The organism is Novosphingobium sp. MBES04 (assembly GCF_000813185.1).
Taxonomy (GTDB): Bacteria; Pseudomonadota; Alphaproteobacteria; order Sphingomonadales; family Sphingomonadaceae; genus Novosphingobium; species Novosphingobium decolorationis.
Map to the genome: position 1 here is coordinate 2737965 of NZ_DF850488.1, position 15945 is coordinate 2753909.

Consider the following 15945-nt stretch of genomic DNA (forward strand, 5'->3'; position numbering starts at 1 on the left):
GGCGAGGCGCTCAGCGCAGGCGCACCGGGATGAAGATCGGCGGGTTGCCGCGCGGCTGGACGCGCAGCAGCATCGCCGAGCGCTTCTCCGACTTGGCGGCTTCGACGGCCTTGGCGAATTCGGCCTTCGAGTTCACTTCCTTGCCGTCGGCCAGCAGCACGATCATGCCGCGGCGAAGGCCCTTCTGGGCCGCGTCCGAGGCGGCGTCGACACCGGCGATGACCACGCCCTTGGACGGATCGCTGACGCCCAGCTGGCGCGCGATCTGCGGGCTCATGTCGATCACCGAGACGCCGAGGGTCTCCTCGATCACGCCCTGGGTGTCTTCCTGGCCGCGGTTGTCGAAGGGGTTGGAGTCGGATTCATCGTCCGGGTTGAACGCCTGGTTCAGTTCGTCCTCGCCAGGGCGCTTGGCGACCGTGGCGTTGAGCGTGATCTTGCGGCCATCGCGCAGGACCACCAGCGGAATGCGGCTGCCCGGCTCGGTGTTGGCGACGAGGAAGGACAGCGACTGCTCGCGGTTCACTTCCTTGCCGTCGACCGAGATCACGACGTCGCCCGCCTTCATCCCGGCCTTGGCTGCCGCGCCTTCCGGCTCGACCGCCTGGATGAATTCGCCCTTGTTCTTTTCCACGCCCAGCGCTTCGGCGAGATCGTCGTTGAGCGGCTGGATGCGCACACCCAGATAGCCGCGCTCGATTGCCTCGCCCTTGATGAGCTTCTGGACGATGGGGGCTGCGGTCTCGGCCGGGATTGCAAAGCCGATGCCCACGCTGCCGCCGGTCGGCGAGAAGATCGCGTTGTTGATGCCGATGACGTTGCCGTTCATGTCGAACATCGGGCCGCCCGAGTTGCCCCGGTTGATCGCCGCGTCGGTCTGCAGGTAGCGGTCATAAGCGCCGCCGCCGCCGGTGTTGCGGTAGACCGCCGAGATGATGCCCGAGGTGACGGTGCCGCCCAGGCCAAACGGGTTGCCGATGGCGATGATCCATTCGCCCACGCGCGACTTCGAGCTGTCGCCGAACTTCACGAAGGGGAAGGGCTTGTCACGGCCGATCTTGAGCACGGCCAGGTCCGAGGCAGCGTCCTTGCCGACGAGCTTGGCCGGGTACTCGGTGCCGTCGGGCATGGTGACGGTGATCGATTCGACCTCGCCCTTGCCGTCCGCGGTGATCACGTGGTTGTTGGTGACGACATAGCCGTCCGCCGAGATCACGAAGCCCGAACCCAGCGACTGCGCCTCGCGCGTCTGGGGCGAGCCGCCGCGGTTGCCGAACAGGCCCTCGAAGGGCGTGCCGGCAAACGGGTTGGCCTGCTGCTGGACCTGGATGCGCTGACGCGTCGAGATGTTGACGACGGCAGGGGCCAGCTGTTCGGTGAGATCGGCGAAGCTGGCCGGCGCGCCGGAGCGCGGCACGACATGCGTCATCTGGCTGGCTTCGTTCTGGGCGACTTGCGCCCCGGCGGGATATCCGGTCGCCAGCGAGAGGGTGGCGCCTCCCAGAAGGAGGGCGGTGGTCAATCCATAAGCGTATCGCACGGGCTTCACGTCCTTTGATTCCTCCGTTGCAACGGTGTCACGGCACCGTTTGTTCCGACCCCGCCCCCCCGGATGAAGCGGCGCAACTTAACCGGGTTTGAATGGTGCGGGGCTCGGGCTGGTATCTGTCCAAAAATCCGGGCCGTTCAGGGCTGCCGGAAGTGCTTGAGGTAGGCATTGTCCGGCGAAAGCAACAGGGTCTTCGATCCGGATTCGCCATCCTTGGCAAACGACACGTCGTAGCTCTGCATGGCGCGGTAGAAGTCGTAGAAGGCCGGGTCCTTGCCGAAGCTCTCGGCATAGATCCCCGCCGCCTGCGCTTCGGCTTCGGCGCGGATGATGCGGGCATCGCGCTGGCCGCGCGCGGTGATCGTCTTGGCCTCTTCCTGGCGCGAGGCGACCATGCGGTTGAAGGCACTTTCCTGGGCACCGTCGGGAAGATCGGCGCGCTTGATGCGCACGTCGACCACGCGCGCGCCGTACTGCCGGGCCTCGCTGTCGAGCAGGTCGCGGATGTTGGCCATCGCCTGCCCGCGCTCGGCGGTCAGTAGCGAGGTAAAGGTCCGCTTGCCCAGTTCCTGGCGCACGTTCGAGGACAGGATCGGGATCAGCTGCTGCGTCACGTTCTCGCTGGTGCGCGCGGTCTCGATCATCTTGACCGGATCGGTGATGCGGTAGCGGGCATAGGCATCGACATTGACGCGCTGCTGGTCGGTCGAGAGCACCTGTTCCTGGCTCATGTCGACGGAGAGAAGGCGCTTGTCGATGCGCTGGACGCGCTCGTAGCCGGGAATGTGGAAGTGGATGCCCGCATCGGTCGCACCATAGGGCGCGCCTGCGACATAGGCGTTGTAGACACGGTTGGGCTTACCACCGCGCACGATCACCACCTGCTGGTCCTCGGGCACGATGATCACGCTCATCCACAGGCCGACGAGAACGATGGCTGCGGCGACCAGGAGGCCGGTGTACTTCTGCATCGAGGCGCTCATCACTGGCCTCCCTTCGCGTTGGCATTCCCGTCCGCGCTGGCGGCCGGCGCGGCCCTGCGGGTCACTTCGGGCAGCGGGATGTAGGGGGTCACGCCGTCGGCCTCGGCCACGACCGTGTCGTTGTTGCGCAGGACACGCTCCATCGTCTCGTAGTACATGCGCCGCTTGGTCACTTCGGGGGCCTGGCGGTATTCCTCGTAGACCTTGTCGAACTGTGAGGCGTTACCTTCCGCCTCGGCCAGCTTCTGCTGGGCCCAGGCGCGGGCTTCGGAACGGTCGCGCTCGGCGTCCTGCTGGGCCACCGTCACCTGCTCGAAGGCCGAGCGGGTCTTGGACGGGGGATCTGACTTCTTGATTTCCACGCCCTGGATGGCGATGCCCGACTTGTAGTAGTCGAGCAGCGTCTGCATGCGCTCACGCACGTCCTGCTCGACGCGGGCACGTCCGTCACCCGAGATGGCATCGTTGAGCGAGATCTGCGCAATCGAGGCGCGCATCGCGGTCTCGGCGACCTCGCGCACGGTTTCCTGCGGATCGGCCAGGCGGAAGGTGTAGTTCTTGAGGTCCTTGATGTTCCAGCGCACGAGGTAGGTCAGGTCGACCAGGTTCTTGTCGCTGGTGAGCATCAGCTTCTCGCCGCTGCCTTCCGGGATGGTGTCGACGTTGAACGAGCGCACGTCCTCCACCTTCACGCTTTCGATAGGCCAGGGGGCGGTCAGGGTGATGCCCGAATCGATGACGCGCGAATAGCGCCCGAAGCGGGTGACGACGCCCTGTTCGCCCGGATCGAGCTGGTGAAAGCTCGACAGGAAGAGGAACAGCAAGACCACGCCGCCGATGAGGAAGGGCATCCAGGAGGAGCCGTCGGGACGGCGCGGCATCTGCGGGAAACCACCGCCGGGGCCGCGCGGGCCGCCGCCTCCACCGCCCTTGCGCGGATCGCGCGAGCGGAAGATGTCCTCGATGCTGGCCGAACGGCGCGGCGGGGGATTGCCGCTGGGAAGCCAGGGATTGCGCGGGCCCGCGCTGTCGCCCGAGCCACCCTTGTCACCATCGCCATCGTCGGAACCGCCGCTCGAGGCGTCGTCCGCGCCGCTGCCGTCCTGCCCCGATCCGGTGCCATCCTCACCCGATGAGCCGCCGCCCGAGCCCCAGGGGCTGTTGCGTCCGGCCATCTTCAGGCCTGCTCGCGTAATTGCATCGCCAATCGCTTTCATGGCGTTATCTATAGGAAGGCTTGTGCCAAAAAACACCCTTGCACCGAAAAACAGGGCCACTCTTGCCCTTTTTCCTTCGCTGGGCCACCTGAGCGCCATGAACCGCTCACAATTCCGCAAAGCGACGCCCCTGTCATGAGCACCCCCGACAGCACTCCCGATACCGAGGCGCTGCGCGCGCTTCTTCCCGCCCAGGCGCGCGAGCGCCTGCAATCGCTGCGCTGCGCCGAAGGTACGGTCACGCTGATCCTGGAGGCCTCCGGGCTTTCCGCAAGGGATCGCGCCGCGCTCGAGATCGCGGCGCGCAAGGCGCTGCTGCGCGAAGAGGATATCGCCGAAGTGCGCATCGCCTTCATGGCCGACAAGGACGCCGGTGCCGTCAAGGCAGCCCCGCGCATTCTCGCGGTCGGCTCGGGCAAGGGCGGGGTCGGCAAGTCGACGCTTTCGACCAACCTGGCTGTCGCCCTCGCGCGCCAGGGGCTCAAGGTCGGCCTCGTCGATGCCGATATCTACGGCCCCTCGCAGGCGCGTCTCCTCGGCACCGAGGGCATCAAGCCGGTCGCCCACGACAAGCGGCTGGTTCCGGTGGCAAGCCCCTGGGGCGTGCCGGTGCTGTCGATGGCGCACCTCTCCGAACCCGGGCAGGCCATCGCCTGGCGCGGGCCGATGGCGGCAGGCGCGCTGACCCAGCTCCTGGAAGCCCACTGGGAGGACGCGGACGTGCTCGTCGTCGACCTCCCGCCGGGTACGGGCGACGTGCAGCTGACCATGCTCCAGAAGTTCAAGCCGGCAGGGGCGGTCATCGTCTCGACCCCGCAGGATCTGGCGCTGATCGACGCGACCCGCGCGATCGAGCTCTTCACCAAGGGCGGCGTACCGATCGTGGGCCTGGTCGAGAACATGGCGGGCTACATCTGTCCTCATTGCGGCGAGGAAAGCGATCCCTTCGGGTGCGGCGGGGCGCAGGCCTCGGCGCAGGAGCTGGGCGTCCCCTTCTTGGGGCGCATCCCGCTCGACATCGCCATCCGCACGCAGAGTGATGCCGGAACGCCGCCTGCGGCCGGTGAGGGCAGGCAGGCCGAGGCATTTGCCGCGCTGGGCCAGCAGGTCGCCGCGTGGCTGGACAGCACGGCGGGCGCGGAGAGCAACTGATGCGCGTCACGCGTCGGGGCATCCTGATAGGGGGACTTGTCGGCGGCGGACTTGCCGTCGGCTGGCTGCTGCGCCCGCGCAGCTTTCCGCTGCCGCTCCAGCCCGGCCCCGACGAACAGGCCTTCGACGCCTGGATCAAGATCTCGCGCCAGGGCGTCGTCACCGTCGCCGTCCCGCAGGTGGAGATGGGGCAGGGGATTACCACGCTCCTGCCGCAGATCGTCGCGATGGAGCTGGGCGCGGACTGGCGCCAGGTCGCGGTCGAGCCCGCGCCGGTCAGCGCGCACTATGCCAACACTGTCCTGGCTGCCCGCTGGGGCGAGATGTGGCTGCCCGCCGCGCCGCGCCTGGTCGAGCAGCCCGAGGACCTCGTCACCCGTCGCTGGGCTGAGGACAACCGCTTCAACGTCACTGCCGACGGCACCGCGCTCGCCGCCTACGAAGCGCCCGCGCGCGCCGCGGCGGCATCCACCCGCGCGCTTTTGATGCAGGCCGCCGCCGAGCGTTGGGGCGTGGCGTGGGAGGAATGCACCGTCGCCGATGGTCTCGTCCGCCACGGGGAGCAGACCTTGCCCTTCGGCGCGTTGGCAGAGGCGGCGAGCCGTCTGGACCCGCCCGATGTGCCCCCGCTCCAGCCCGTGGCGCCGGCTGAGGACCCGAGCGACTTCCCGCCCGGCGCCGAGCTTGCCTTCCCGCGTTTGGATCTCCCCTCCAAGGTCGATGGCTCGTGGACCTTTGCAGGCGATGTGCGTTTGCCCGGCATGCTCCACGCCGCGATCCGGCATGGCCCCATCGCAGCGTCGAGCCGTCTCGAAACGATCGACGAGGCCCGCGGCAAGGAGGTGCACGGCTTCGAGCGGATCGTGAAAGGCGAAACGCAGGGCGTTGCCTGGGTGGCCGCGCTCGCCAGCAACGGCTGGGCGGCCGAGACCGCGCTGGAACGCATGCAGCCGCTGTTCCGCTTTGCCGGGGGCGTCGACAGCGCCGAGGTCGAGACCGCGCTCGACACGGCCCTTCGTGATGGCCACGCCCGCCGTGTCTTCGGACAGGGGGACATGGATCTTACCGGCGGCGCACTGCCGGTTCAGCTGCGCTACGAAGTGACGCCCGCGCTGCACGCCGGGATCGAGACGGCGGCGGCCACCGCGCGGCTTGAAGACGGCCTCCTCGAACTGTGGATCGGGACGCAGCGCCCGAGGCTGCAAAGCGCATGGCGGCCGAGGCCGCCGGGCTCTCGCCTTCGCAGGTCGTCCTCTACCCGATGGCGCTGGGTGGCAGTTTCGACCGGCGGCTCGAAGTCGCTCTTGCAGGCCAGGTGGCGAGCCTTGCGCGGGAGGCGGGACGGCCCGTCCAGCTCGTCTGGTCGCGCGCCGAGGAGCATCGCGCCGGTTTTCCGCGTACGCCCGCCGTCGCGGTCATGGCTGGGCGCCCGGACACCAATGGCGGCATCGGGGCCTGGCGCGCGCGCATCGCGGTGCCGGCCAGCGCGCGTGAGTTCGGCCGCCGCCTGATCGATGGCGATACATCGGCACAGGCCATCGCGGCGGTTGACGGCGAAGAGGATGCGCTGGTCCTGGAGGGCGCGGTGCCGGTCTACGCCATTCCGCATATCGAGATCGATCATGTGCCTGCGCGTATTGCGCTGCCTACCGGGCGCCTTCGCGGCAACGCGCATGGCTACACCGCCTTCTTTACCGAGTGCTTCTTCGACGAGATGGCCCACCGCCATCAGAAGGAGCCCCTGGCGCTGCGCATGGCGTTGCTCGGCCAGACGCCGCGCCTCGCCGAATGCCTGCAGCGTGTCGCCTCCCTGGCGCAGTGGGACGGGGGCGCGGACCAGAGCGGGCAGGGGCTCGCCTGCCATGCGCTGGGCGGCGGCTACATTGCGGCCATCGCCAGTGTCCGGCGCGAAGAAGGCGGGGTGAAGGTCGAACGGCTGAGCGCGGTGGCCGACATTGGGCGGATCGTGAACACCGACATCGCGCGCCAGCAGATCGAAGGCGGCTTGCTGTTCGGGCTCGGCCTCGCCCTGGGCTGCAGCACCCGCTACGTGACAGGCCGCCCCCAGTTCGAGACCCTGGGCGAACTGGGTCTGCCGACCTTGCGCGACACGCCCGAGATCGAGGTCGCCTTCGTCACCAGCGATGTCGAGCCGGTCGATCCGGGCGAACTGGGTGTTGCTGTCGCGGCGCCCGCGCTTGCCAATGCGCTTTTCTCGGCAACCGGGCTTCGTTTCCGGCGTTTGCCGCTTTTTTCCGAGGAACTGTGATGCTGCGTCCCGACACTCATCCGGCGGCCCCTGTGGGGCGAATCGGTGTTCTGCTGGTCAACCTGGGCACGCCCGAGGCGCCCACCGCGCCGGCCGTGCGCCGCTATCTTGCCGAGTTCCTGTCCGACCCGCGCGTGATCGAGATCCCGCCGCTCGCCTGGAAGCCGATCCTGCACGGCATCATCCTGCGCACGCGCCCGGCCAAGTCCGCACATGCCTATAGCCAGGTCTGGACCGAGAAGGGCTCGCCCTTGGCCGCCATCACCAGCGACCAGGCCGAGGCACTGCAGGTACGCCTGGGCGAGGATGTCCGGGTCGACTGGGCCATGCGCTACGGCAATCCCTCGATCCCCGACCGGCTCCAGGCCCTGAAGGACGAGGGGTGCGACCGCATCCTCATCGCGCCGCTCTACCCGCAGTATTCGGGCGCAACGACGGCCTCGGTCATGGACAAGCTGGGCGAGGCGCTGAAGGGTATGCGTTGGCAACCGGCGATCCGCACGCTGCCCCCCTACTACGACCATCCCGCCCACGTCGCGGCGCTCGAAGAGGACCTCGCCGCACAGATCGAGGCGCTGGCGTTCGTGCCCGAAGTGCTGCTGCTCTCCTTCCACGGCATGCCCGAACGCACACTGCACCTGGGCGATCCCTACCACTGCCAATGCCGCAAGACCGCGCGCCTGCTTTCTGAACGCCTCGCCCGGCGCCTGCCCGATCTGCGGGTCGAAACCAGCTTCCAGTCGCGCTTCGGGCGCGCCAAGTGGCTGGAGCCGGCGACCGACGTGGTCCTGGCGAAGGAAGCGGCGGCTGGCACGAAGCGGATCGCGGTGGCGGCTCCGGGTTTCTCGGCCGATTGCGTGGAGACACTCGAAGAACTGGCCCTGCGCGGACGCGAACAGTTCGAGGAGGCGGGAGGCCAGGACTTCGCGACACTGACCTGCCTCAACGCCAAGCCCATCGGCATCGAGATGCTGGAAGTTCTTGTTCGTCAGGAACTTGGTGGATGGTGACAGGAATTTAACCGGGCCCCGCGATTGACGCCATTCTTCTTTGTTCTACTCCTGTTCCATCGGAATTTTACGGAGTCGGGCAGATGCGAGGGACGGACGTTTCGCACGGGGATTTCGCCTATGGGGAGACCGGACAGGCACGCACCCGGCTCTCGATCTACGCGGACAGGCCCAATCTGCGCGCGGGCGTTCGCGAAGACGCGGTTGCCGCCGGGCTGGAAGTTACCGCGACGGGAAGCCTGGAGGACCTCGCGTTCGAGGATGTCCGCCCGCTGGGTGACATCGTTCTTGTCGATTGTCCACAGGTGGATGCGCGCGGCACCGCCATGCTGGCGCGCCTCGATCAGACGGCCCGGCGTTCGGGCACCCGGCTCATCGTATCGACATCGGTGGAGGCGCTCGACTGCGTCTTTTCGTGCATGGACCAGTCCGATCCGATCCTGCTGGTCGATCCCGACCGGGCGGAACGCGTGCTCGCGCTTGGCCGGGTCATGGCAAGCTTTGGCCAGACGCGTTTGCGCGAGCTGTCCGAGGATGACCGCCTGATGCTGCTGCGGCTGACCGAACAGGTCGGCCAGATCGCCGGGCAGATCCAGCGGCTGGGACCCGGATCGGGAGCAGGGGCAGTGGGCAATGGTCCTGTCTTCGACTTCGGCCAAAGGGTCGAGACGAAGCCAGGAGCGGCCGCCAAGGCCGATACGCCCCCTGAACTTCCCCCGGCTGCGCTGGTGCGCCGGATCCTGCGCCAGCGCCAGCAGCGCGGGCGCTTCTTCGAAGGCGATCTTTTTGCCGATCCGGCGTGGGACATGCTGCTCGATCTCACCGCCTCGCAAGGGGAGGGGAAACGTGTTTCGGTAACATCGCTGTGCATCGCCTCAGGCGTACCCCCGACGACGGCGCTGCGCTGGATTGGCCAGATGGTAGAAGCCGGGCTGTTCGTGCGCGTGTGCGATGACAGCGACCGGCGGCGGGCCTTCATCGCGCTGTCCCCATCCACGCAGGACGCCATGGCACGCTATTTCGCGCAGCTCGAACTGTCTGGGGCGATGCCGCTTTGAGCGTGGGGAGTTTGGCCTCAGGGGCCTATAACATGAAGAAGGGAGAATTTTTCCAAGGGGCCATCGCCCCTTGACACCGGAATCGGAAACCTCGGCTGTCTCGGCCCAGGCGGCGGGCGGGACGTGAGGGATCCAGCTGGAGGAGCCCGGTGAGTTGGCAAGCCGAACTAGAGACGCCGTACGCCGCGCACCCATTGCGAGGCGATCTGCTTGAGCATGGCGCGATCGTCGGGCAGTTGGGCTGCATCGTTGAGGGCGCGGGTGTCGAGAAGGACGCGCCGATCGAGCGGTTCGACAAAGGCAAGGCCGCACTGGTTGTGGGCGCACCAGACGACCTCGCCAAAGGCTTCGTGGCGGCCCCAGGCGAGCACGACTTCGCTGCCCGGGGGGAGCCGGGCGTCGGTCAGGAAGCGGGCGCCGTTGCCGGAAAGGTCGGCCAGAATGACCTGGAAGTCTTCGGCCAGGGTTTCGATCCGTGCGGGTAGCCGAACGCGCAGGCGGCTCTGGCTACGACGTCCGGAGGGCACCTCGGGACGGTTTTCGAGCGCGGCCCGGCTGATGGTCCTGCGGCGTACATGGCAATCGGAGGGATCGGTTTCGCGCATGGTGACCGTCTTGTCACGAAATGGGCTGCTGCGGCGTTAGGGCTGAACCCGCGAAATGCCCTATCCGCAATTGTGCGGAGAAAAGGCATGCGAAGGTGCTGCAGTCGGGACGCGCCACGGCATGTCGCCTGATGGCGGTATATGTGCTGGTGGATCACACGCCGGACATAGTGGAAAACGCAGTGAACCTTGCAAGGGGCCATCACTCCTTGCCCCCGAATGGGCGTCCCCACACTTCTCGGGCAAGGTGGCGTGTAGAATGGGGGCTGGACAATTTGGGGAGCCCGAGGGCGATGGCCCTCGGAAGCATTTTCCTGTCTTGGCCGGGATTTCAATCGGGGCGTGCCAGGTGAACCTCAGGCCGGGATCTTCTCTCGCGTGGAAATCCGGGCCGCGGGAGGAGGCAGCTTCCTTGCTTGTCCGATGCCTGCGCTACAGCCGGCGCTTTTCCAGCTTGCGGGCAAGAGTGCGGCGATGAAGGCCAAGGCGGCGGGCGGCTTCGGAGATGTTGAAGTCACATTCCACCAAGGTCTGGTGGATGTATTCCCATTCCAGCGTCTTGATCGAGGTCTTGCGTCCCTCGACCGGGATGCTGGCGTCGCCCTGCTTGCTGGCGAAGGCGGCCTCGATGTCGTCGGAATTGCTGGGCTTGGCGAGGTAGTGCGAGGCGCCGAGCTTGATCGCCTCGACGGCGGTGGCGATGCTGGCAAAGCCGGTGAGGACGACGATGTGGGTGTCGGGATCGTGCTCGTGCAGGTCCTGCACCACGGTGAGGCCGGAATCGGTCCCCAGCTTCAGGTCCACGACCGCGTAGGCGAAGTGGTCCGCGCGGGCGAGCTCGGCGGCTTCCTGCGCGCTGGCCGCGCAGGCCACGCGGTAGCCGCGCCGCTCGAACGAGCGGGCCAGCGTGCGCGAGAAGGCTGGATCGTCCTCGACGATAAGCAGGCTGGGGGCGGGGGGCTCGGTGGGGGCTGGCCCGTCTTCGGGCAAGGTGGTCATGGCGTGTCGTCCTTGGTGTAGGCAAGCGCGGCGAGGGGCAGGGTCAGGCGCACGCGGGCGCCGCCGGCTTCCAGGTTCGCGACCTGAACCTGTCCGCCAAGCTTGCGCACCACGTTTACGACAAGGAACAGGCCAAGGCCACCACCCGGACGCCCCTTGGTCGAGGAATAGGGCTGGCCCACGCGCGCCAGCATTTCAGGCGTGAAGCCGGGGCCCCGGTCGGTCACGGTGACGATGATGTCCTCGCCGCGACGTTCGAGCGCCAGGACGACGAGTTCGGGCGAGACTTCCTGTGCGTTGTCGATGACATTGCCGATGACCTGGCGAAGCCCCGGATCGGCGACGATCACGATGTCCTCGCCGATCTCGTCGAGGAAGCGCAGTTCGCCCTCGCGGCGGGCATCCCATTCGGCAAGGAGGTCCTCGAAGAAGGCCCGTACGGTGGTGACGGCCGGGTTCACGCCGCGCATCTCGCCCGCCGACATGAGGATCCCGCCAACGATGGTCTTGCAGCGCTCGAGCTCGGTGCGCATGGCGGTGAGGTCCTCGCTCAGCTCCGGATCGTCGGCGATGCGGGGCAGGCGGGCCCAGTCCCCGAGCACGACCGAGAGCAGCGAAAGGGGCGTGCCCAGTTCGTGTGCCGCGCCCGAGGCGAGCAGGCCCATGCGGATGATGTGGTCTTCCTCGGCCGCCTGCTGCTGGAGCTCGGCGAGCGCGCTGGTGCTGTCGCGGCGGTTGCGGTCGAGCCGGATCACGAAGACGACGAGCAGCACGGCGGTCAGGATGAAGCAGAACAGGCTGCCCAGGAGGTAGAGGCCGAAGGGATTGTCGAGATGCTCGGCGGGCAATTCGAGTGGGATGTAGACGAAGGTCAGGGCAAAGACGGCGAGGCTGGCAATGGCCGCGATGGCCCAGCTCCACTGCTTCTCCAGGATCACCGCGCCGATGACGATCTGCAGCAGGAACAGGAAGGTGAAGGGGTTGGTCGCGCCGCCCGAGTGGTAGAGCTGCCAGGTGAGCACGCCGACATCGATGAGGAGCGCGGAAAACAGCTCGGGCTGGGGGAAGCTTGTGCGCCGCGCAAGGACGCCTGCGATCGTGAAGTTGAGGACGATCAGGAACAGCGGCGCCAGCAGGAGCGGGCCGAGCGGCAGGCGCACCGCGAAAAGCTGGGCCACCCCCACGATCGTCACGAGCTGGCCGATCACCGCGATCCAGCGCAACTGCATCAGCAGGTAGACGTTGCGCCAGCTTTCCGAGCGGGTCGCGGGGGGCGGGGCCATGAGGTGCATCAGGCCAATGAGCGGCCTGTGAGCCTCCATGCAAGGAAAATTCCGAAAAGCGAGAGTGCGCAAAGCGCAAACCAGGTCAGCGCGTAGCCGAGGTGGTTGTCCGGAAACTGGATGACGGTGAGGCCGGGAACAGGCGCCTTGCCCGTGGCAGGGCGTTCAGCCTTCTCCTCTTGAACGTCGATGAAGACCGGTTCGCTCGGGCCCGTCCCGCGGGCTGCCGAGAGCGCAGCCAGGTCGCGTGAGTACCAACGCTCGTCGGCGGGCCGGTTCGCTTGCAGGAGGCTACCGTCGGGTTCGGAGAGGCGCACGAGGCCGATCACGCGGACGGGGCCTTCCGGCGCGCTGGCGCGGGCGGTGGCAAGGTCGGTGCCCGAGGGCAGGTAGCCCCGGTTGACCCAGACCTTGCGACCCTCCCCGGTCTCGAGAAGGGTCATCGTCCAGTAACCGGTGCCAAGGGCCGTGGCCGCGCGCACGAGGGCGGTGGCGGCGGGACGGTACTGCCCGGCGATCTCGACGCGCAGGTATTCGTAGGAATCCGTGTGCATTCGGCTGAGCGCATCGGGTGTGGGGAGCGTGACGGGCGCGGCAGTGACACGTGCGTTCACGCGGGCGATCAGGTCGTGCTTCCAGTGCATGCGCTGGACCTGCCAGATGCCGAGCGCAAGGAAGAGGACAGCGGCCAGAAGGAGAAACGCGGCGAGCCCCCAGGGCCGCCGCGCTTCCTTCTGCGTGTCCATGTCGGCCACAGGCCGGGTCAGGGCAACTGTCCCATGTCGTGGGGCATCGGCATCATGTTGGTGTTCAGGTGATGCATGACCCACAGCGAGCCGGAGAGGGCAATGACCACGATGATGATCGTGAAGATCAGGGCCATGACCGTCCAGCCGTTGTTGGACTTGGTGTTCATGTGCAGGAAGTAGATCATGTGCACGACGATCTGCACGATCGCGAAGGCCATGATGACGATGGCGGTGGTCGCCTTGTCGGCAATCGCGTCGGTCATCACCAGCCAGAAGGGAATGGCGGTGAGGATGACCGAGAGCAGGAAGCCGATCACGTAGTCGCGCATGGTGCCGTGGCCGGCACCGTGGTCGTCGTGGTGATCTTCCGCGTGGGGGTTGGAGTGGTCGCTCATCACAGCATTCCCATCAGGTAGACGAAGGTGAAGACGCCGATCCAGATGACGTCGAGGAAGTGCCAGAACAGCGAGAGGCACTGCAGACGGCGCTGGTTGGCCGGGGTCAGGCCCTTCTTCGAAAGCTGCACGACGAGCGTGAACAGCCAGATCAGGCCGAAGGTGACGTGCAGGCCGTGGGTGCCCACCAGCGAGAAGAACGCGGTGAGGAAGCCCGAGCGCCAGGGGCCGGCGCCTTCATGGATCAGGTGCGAGAACTCGTAGAGCTCGATGGCGAGGAAGCACGCGCCGAAGACGGCGGTGACCAGCAGCCACCCCTGGGTCGCGCGGACCTTGCCCTTTTCCATCACCAGCATCGCGAAGCCGTAGGTGATCGAGGAGAACAGCAGCATCGCGGTATTCACTGCGATGAGCGGCAGCTCGAACAGGTCCTTGGGGCCGGGCCCGGCGGCAAAGTTGCCGCCGAGAACGCCGTAGGCCGCGAAGAGCATCGCGAAGATGAGGCAGTCGCTCATCAGGTAGATCCAGAAGCCCAGCATGGTGCTGGCGCCTTCGGGATGGTGGTGCGGCTCCAGCTCGTAGAAGGCGGCGGTGCGCGCTTCGGGGCTTGCCGCGGTCGCGGTCGAGTTGGTCATGGTGTCCCGTGTCGTGGCGGTCATGGTTCAGGCTCCTGCGGGCAGGGGCTGGCCATGGGCCGCCGCTTCGGTTTCCGCGACTTCATCGGCAGGGATGTAATAGTCGCGGTTGTAGTTGAAGGTATGGGCGATCGAGTAGCCGATCATGCCCACGAAGGTGATCGCGGCCAGCCACCAGATCTGCCAGATCATGGCAAAGCCGAAGACCGTGGCGATCCCGCCCAGGATGATGCCGGTGCCGGTGTTCTTGGGCATGTGGATGTCCAGGAAGCCCGACTTGGGCGCGGCCACGTCGCAGCGCTTCATGTCTTCCCAGGCGTCGATGTCGTGGACGACCGGGGTGAACGCGAAGTTGTAGTGCGGCGGGGGCGAGGTGGTCGACCACTCCAGCGTACGGCCGCCCCAGGGGTCGCCGTCGCAGGCCAGTTCCTTGCGCTTCCAGATCGAGAAGGCGACCTGGAGGACGAAGGCGCCGATGCCCGCTGCGATCACCGCGGCGCCGACGGCGGCAACGATGAACCAGATGTGCAGGCTCGGGTCGTCGAACACGCGCATGCGGCGGGTAACGCCCATGAGGCCGAGCACGTAGAGCGGCATGAAGGCAAGGTAGAAGCCCACCACCCAGCACCAGAACGAGATCTTGCCGAGACCCTCATGGAGCTTGAAGCCGAAGGCCTTGGGCCACCAGAAGTTGATGCCGGCAAAGACACCGAAGACGACGCCGCCGATGATCACGTTGTGGAAGTGGGCGATCAGGAACAGCGAGTTGTGGAGGACGAAGTCCGCCGGGGGAACGGCGAGCAGCACGCCGGTCATGCCGCCGATGGTGAAGGTGACCATGAAGGCAACCGTCCACATCATGGGCAGTTCGAAGCGGATGCGACCGCGGTACATGGTGAAGAGCCAGTTGAACAGCTTTGCACCGGTCGGGATCGAGATCACCATGGTGGTGATGCCGAAGAACGAGTTGACGCTCGCGCCCGAACCCATCGTGAAGAAGTGGTGCAGCCACACGATGTACGACAGGATGGTGATGACCATCGTGGCGTAGACCATCGAGGTGTAGCCGAAGAGGCGCTTGCCGCAGAAGGTGGCGGTGATTTCCGAGAACACGCCGAAGATCGGCAGGATCAGGATGTAGACCTCGGGGTGACCCCAGATCCAGATCAGGTTCACGTACATCATGGCGCTGCCGCCAAGGTCGTTGGTGAAGAAGTTGAAGCCCAGGTAGCGGTCCATCGACAGCATGGTCAGCACCGCGGTCAGGACCGGGAAGGCCGCCACGATCAGGATGTTGGTGCAAAGGGCGGTCCAGGTGAAGATCGGCATCTTCATCATGTTCATGCCCGGTGCGCGCATCTTGACGATGGTGCAGATCAGGTTGACGCCCGAGAGCAGCGTACCGACACCGGCGATCTGGAGCGACCAGATCCAGTAGTCGACACCCACGTAGGGACTATAGGCAATGCCCGAAAGCGGGGGATAGGCCAGCCAGCCGGTCTGCCCGAACTCACCGATGAACAGCGAGGCCATGATCAGGACCGCGCCCGAAGTCGTCATCCAGAAGCTGAAGTTGTTCAGGAACGGGAAGCTGACGTCGCGGGCACCGATCTGGAGCGGAACCACGTAGTTCATGAAACCGGTCACGAACGGCATGGCCGCAAAGAAGATCATGATCACGCCGTGGGCGGTGAAGACCTGGTCGAAGTGGTGGGCGTTGAGGTAGCCCTCGCTGCCCCCGAAGGCGAGCGCCTGCTGGAGGCGCATCATGATCGCGTCGGCAAAGCCGCGGATGAACATGACAAGGCCCAGCACCATGTACATGATGCCGATCTTCTTGTGGTCCACGCTGGTGAACCACTCCTTCCAGAGATAGCCCCAGACCTTGAAGTAGGTGAGGGCGGCGACGAGGGCGATACCGCCCAGCATCACGCCGGCGAAAGTGGCCCACACGATCGGGTCGGGTGGGATCGCGTCCCACCACAGGCGGCCCAATAGCGGGCTCCAGTGCGAATGATCTACGGCTTCGATTGCCATGGTC

At 66.6% G+C, this 15945-nt stretch carries 14 protein-coding genes and 2 pseudogenes; 6 read left to right on the plus strand and 10 right to left on the minus strand.

What is annotated here, in order from left to right:
- Positions 1-10 precede the first annotated feature (10 nt).
- From MBENS4_RS12180 to hflK, 3 genes are all read right to left on the minus strand, one after another.
- Positions 11-1540 (minus strand): Do family serine endopeptidase, encoded by a 1530-nt coding sequence (locus MBENS4_RS12180; RefSeq protein WP_199904374.1) that lies wholly within the window; start codon positions 1538-1540, stop codon positions 11-13.
- A 146-nt stretch (positions 1541-1686) separates the two neighbouring features.
- Entirely contained in the window at positions 1687-2532 is an 846-nt protein-coding gene (hflC, locus tag MBENS4_RS12185) for a protease modulator HflC (RefSeq protein WP_039391047.1), read from the minus strand.
- Positions 2532-3707, minus strand: a complete 1176-nt coding sequence (gene hflK, locus MBENS4_RS12190) for a protease modulator HflK (protein WP_039392311.1) — start codon at positions 3705-3707, stop codon at positions 2532-2534. The genes hflC and hflK overlap by 1 nt, the downstream gene beginning before the upstream one ends.
- 177 nt (positions 3708-3884) lie before the next feature.
- On the opposite strand from hflK, the gene MBENS4_RS12195 reads away from it, so the two are divergent.
- From MBENS4_RS12195 to MBENS4_RS12210, 6 genes and pseudogenes are all read left to right on the plus strand, one after another.
- A complete protein-coding gene (locus MBENS4_RS12195; protein ID WP_039391048.1) occupies positions 3885-4901 on the plus strand; it encodes an Mrp/NBP35 family ATP-binding protein in 1017 nt (338 codons plus the stop codon).
- A pseudogene (locus MBENS4_RS27390) lies at positions 4901-5113 on the plus strand (hypothetical protein); the annotation flags it as partial. The gene MBENS4_RS12195 and the pseudogene MBENS4_RS27390, both read left to right, overlap by 1 nt.
- A 998-nt stretch (positions 5114-6111) precedes the next feature.
- A pseudogene (locus MBENS4_RS27395) lies at positions 6112-6318 on the plus strand (hypothetical protein); the annotation flags it as partial.
- A complete protein-coding gene (locus MBENS4_RS27400; protein WP_340140835.1) occupies positions 6319-7170 on the plus strand; it encodes a molybdopterin cofactor-binding domain-containing protein in 852 nt (283 codons plus the stop codon).
- The gene (hemH, locus tag MBENS4_RS12205) at positions 7170-8180 is read left to right on the plus strand and encodes a ferrochelatase (RefSeq protein ID WP_039391049.1); all 1011 of its coding nucleotides are present in this window, start codon (positions 7170-7172) and stop codon (positions 8178-8180) included. The genes MBENS4_RS27400 and hemH overlap by 1 nt, the downstream gene beginning before the upstream one ends.
- Positions 8181-8263: 83 nt before the next feature.
- Entirely contained in the window at positions 8264-9238 is a 975-nt protein-coding gene (locus MBENS4_RS12210) for a hypothetical protein (RefSeq protein ID WP_039391050.1), read from the plus strand.
- 167 nt (positions 9239-9405) lie between these two features.
- On the opposite strand, the gene MBENS4_RS12215 is transcribed toward MBENS4_RS12210, so the two are convergent.
- The 7 genes from MBENS4_RS12215 to cyoB form a co-directional block, all read right to left on the minus strand.
- Positions 9406-9843, minus strand: coding sequence for a PilZ domain-containing protein (locus MBENS4_RS12215; protein ID WP_084592063.1), 438 nt, complete (start codon positions 9841-9843; stop codon positions 9406-9408).
- Between the two features lie 432 nt (positions 9844-10275).
- Positions 10276-10842 (minus strand): response regulator transcription factor, encoded by a 567-nt coding sequence (locus MBENS4_RS12225; RefSeq protein WP_052322235.1) that lies wholly within the window; start codon positions 10840-10842, stop codon positions 10276-10278.
- A complete protein-coding gene (locus tag MBENS4_RS12230; protein ID WP_422394378.1) occupies positions 10839-12164 on the minus strand; it encodes an ATP-binding protein in 1326 nt (441 codons plus the stop codon). The genes MBENS4_RS12225 and MBENS4_RS12230 overlap by 4 nt, the downstream gene beginning before the upstream one ends.
- Positions 12134-12871: an SURF1 family protein gene (locus MBENS4_RS12235; protein WP_084592064.1), complete on the minus strand. Its 738-nt coding sequence runs from the start codon at positions 12869-12871 to the stop codon at positions 12134-12136. Before MBENS4_RS12235 ends, MBENS4_RS12230 begins: the two co-directional genes overlap by 31 nt.
- A gap of 17 nt (positions 12872-12888) precedes the next feature.
- On the minus strand, positions 12889-13269 hold the full coding sequence (gene cyoD / locus MBENS4_RS12240; protein WP_039391053.1) for a cytochrome o ubiquinol oxidase subunit IV: 381 nt from the start codon (positions 13267-13269) through the stop codon (positions 12889-12891).
- A complete protein-coding gene (gene cyoC / locus MBENS4_RS12245) occupies positions 13269-13904 on the minus strand; it encodes a cytochrome o ubiquinol oxidase subunit III (RefSeq protein WP_052322373.1) in 636 nt (211 codons plus the stop codon). The genes cyoD and cyoC overlap by 1 nt, the downstream gene beginning before the upstream one ends.
- A gap of 27 nt (positions 13905-13931) precedes the next feature.
- Positions 13932-15941, minus strand: coding sequence for a cytochrome o ubiquinol oxidase subunit I (gene cyoB / locus MBENS4_RS12250; protein ID WP_052322236.1), 2010 nt, complete (start codon positions 15939-15941; stop codon positions 13932-13934).
- Positions 15942-15945: the final 4 nt, after the last annotated feature.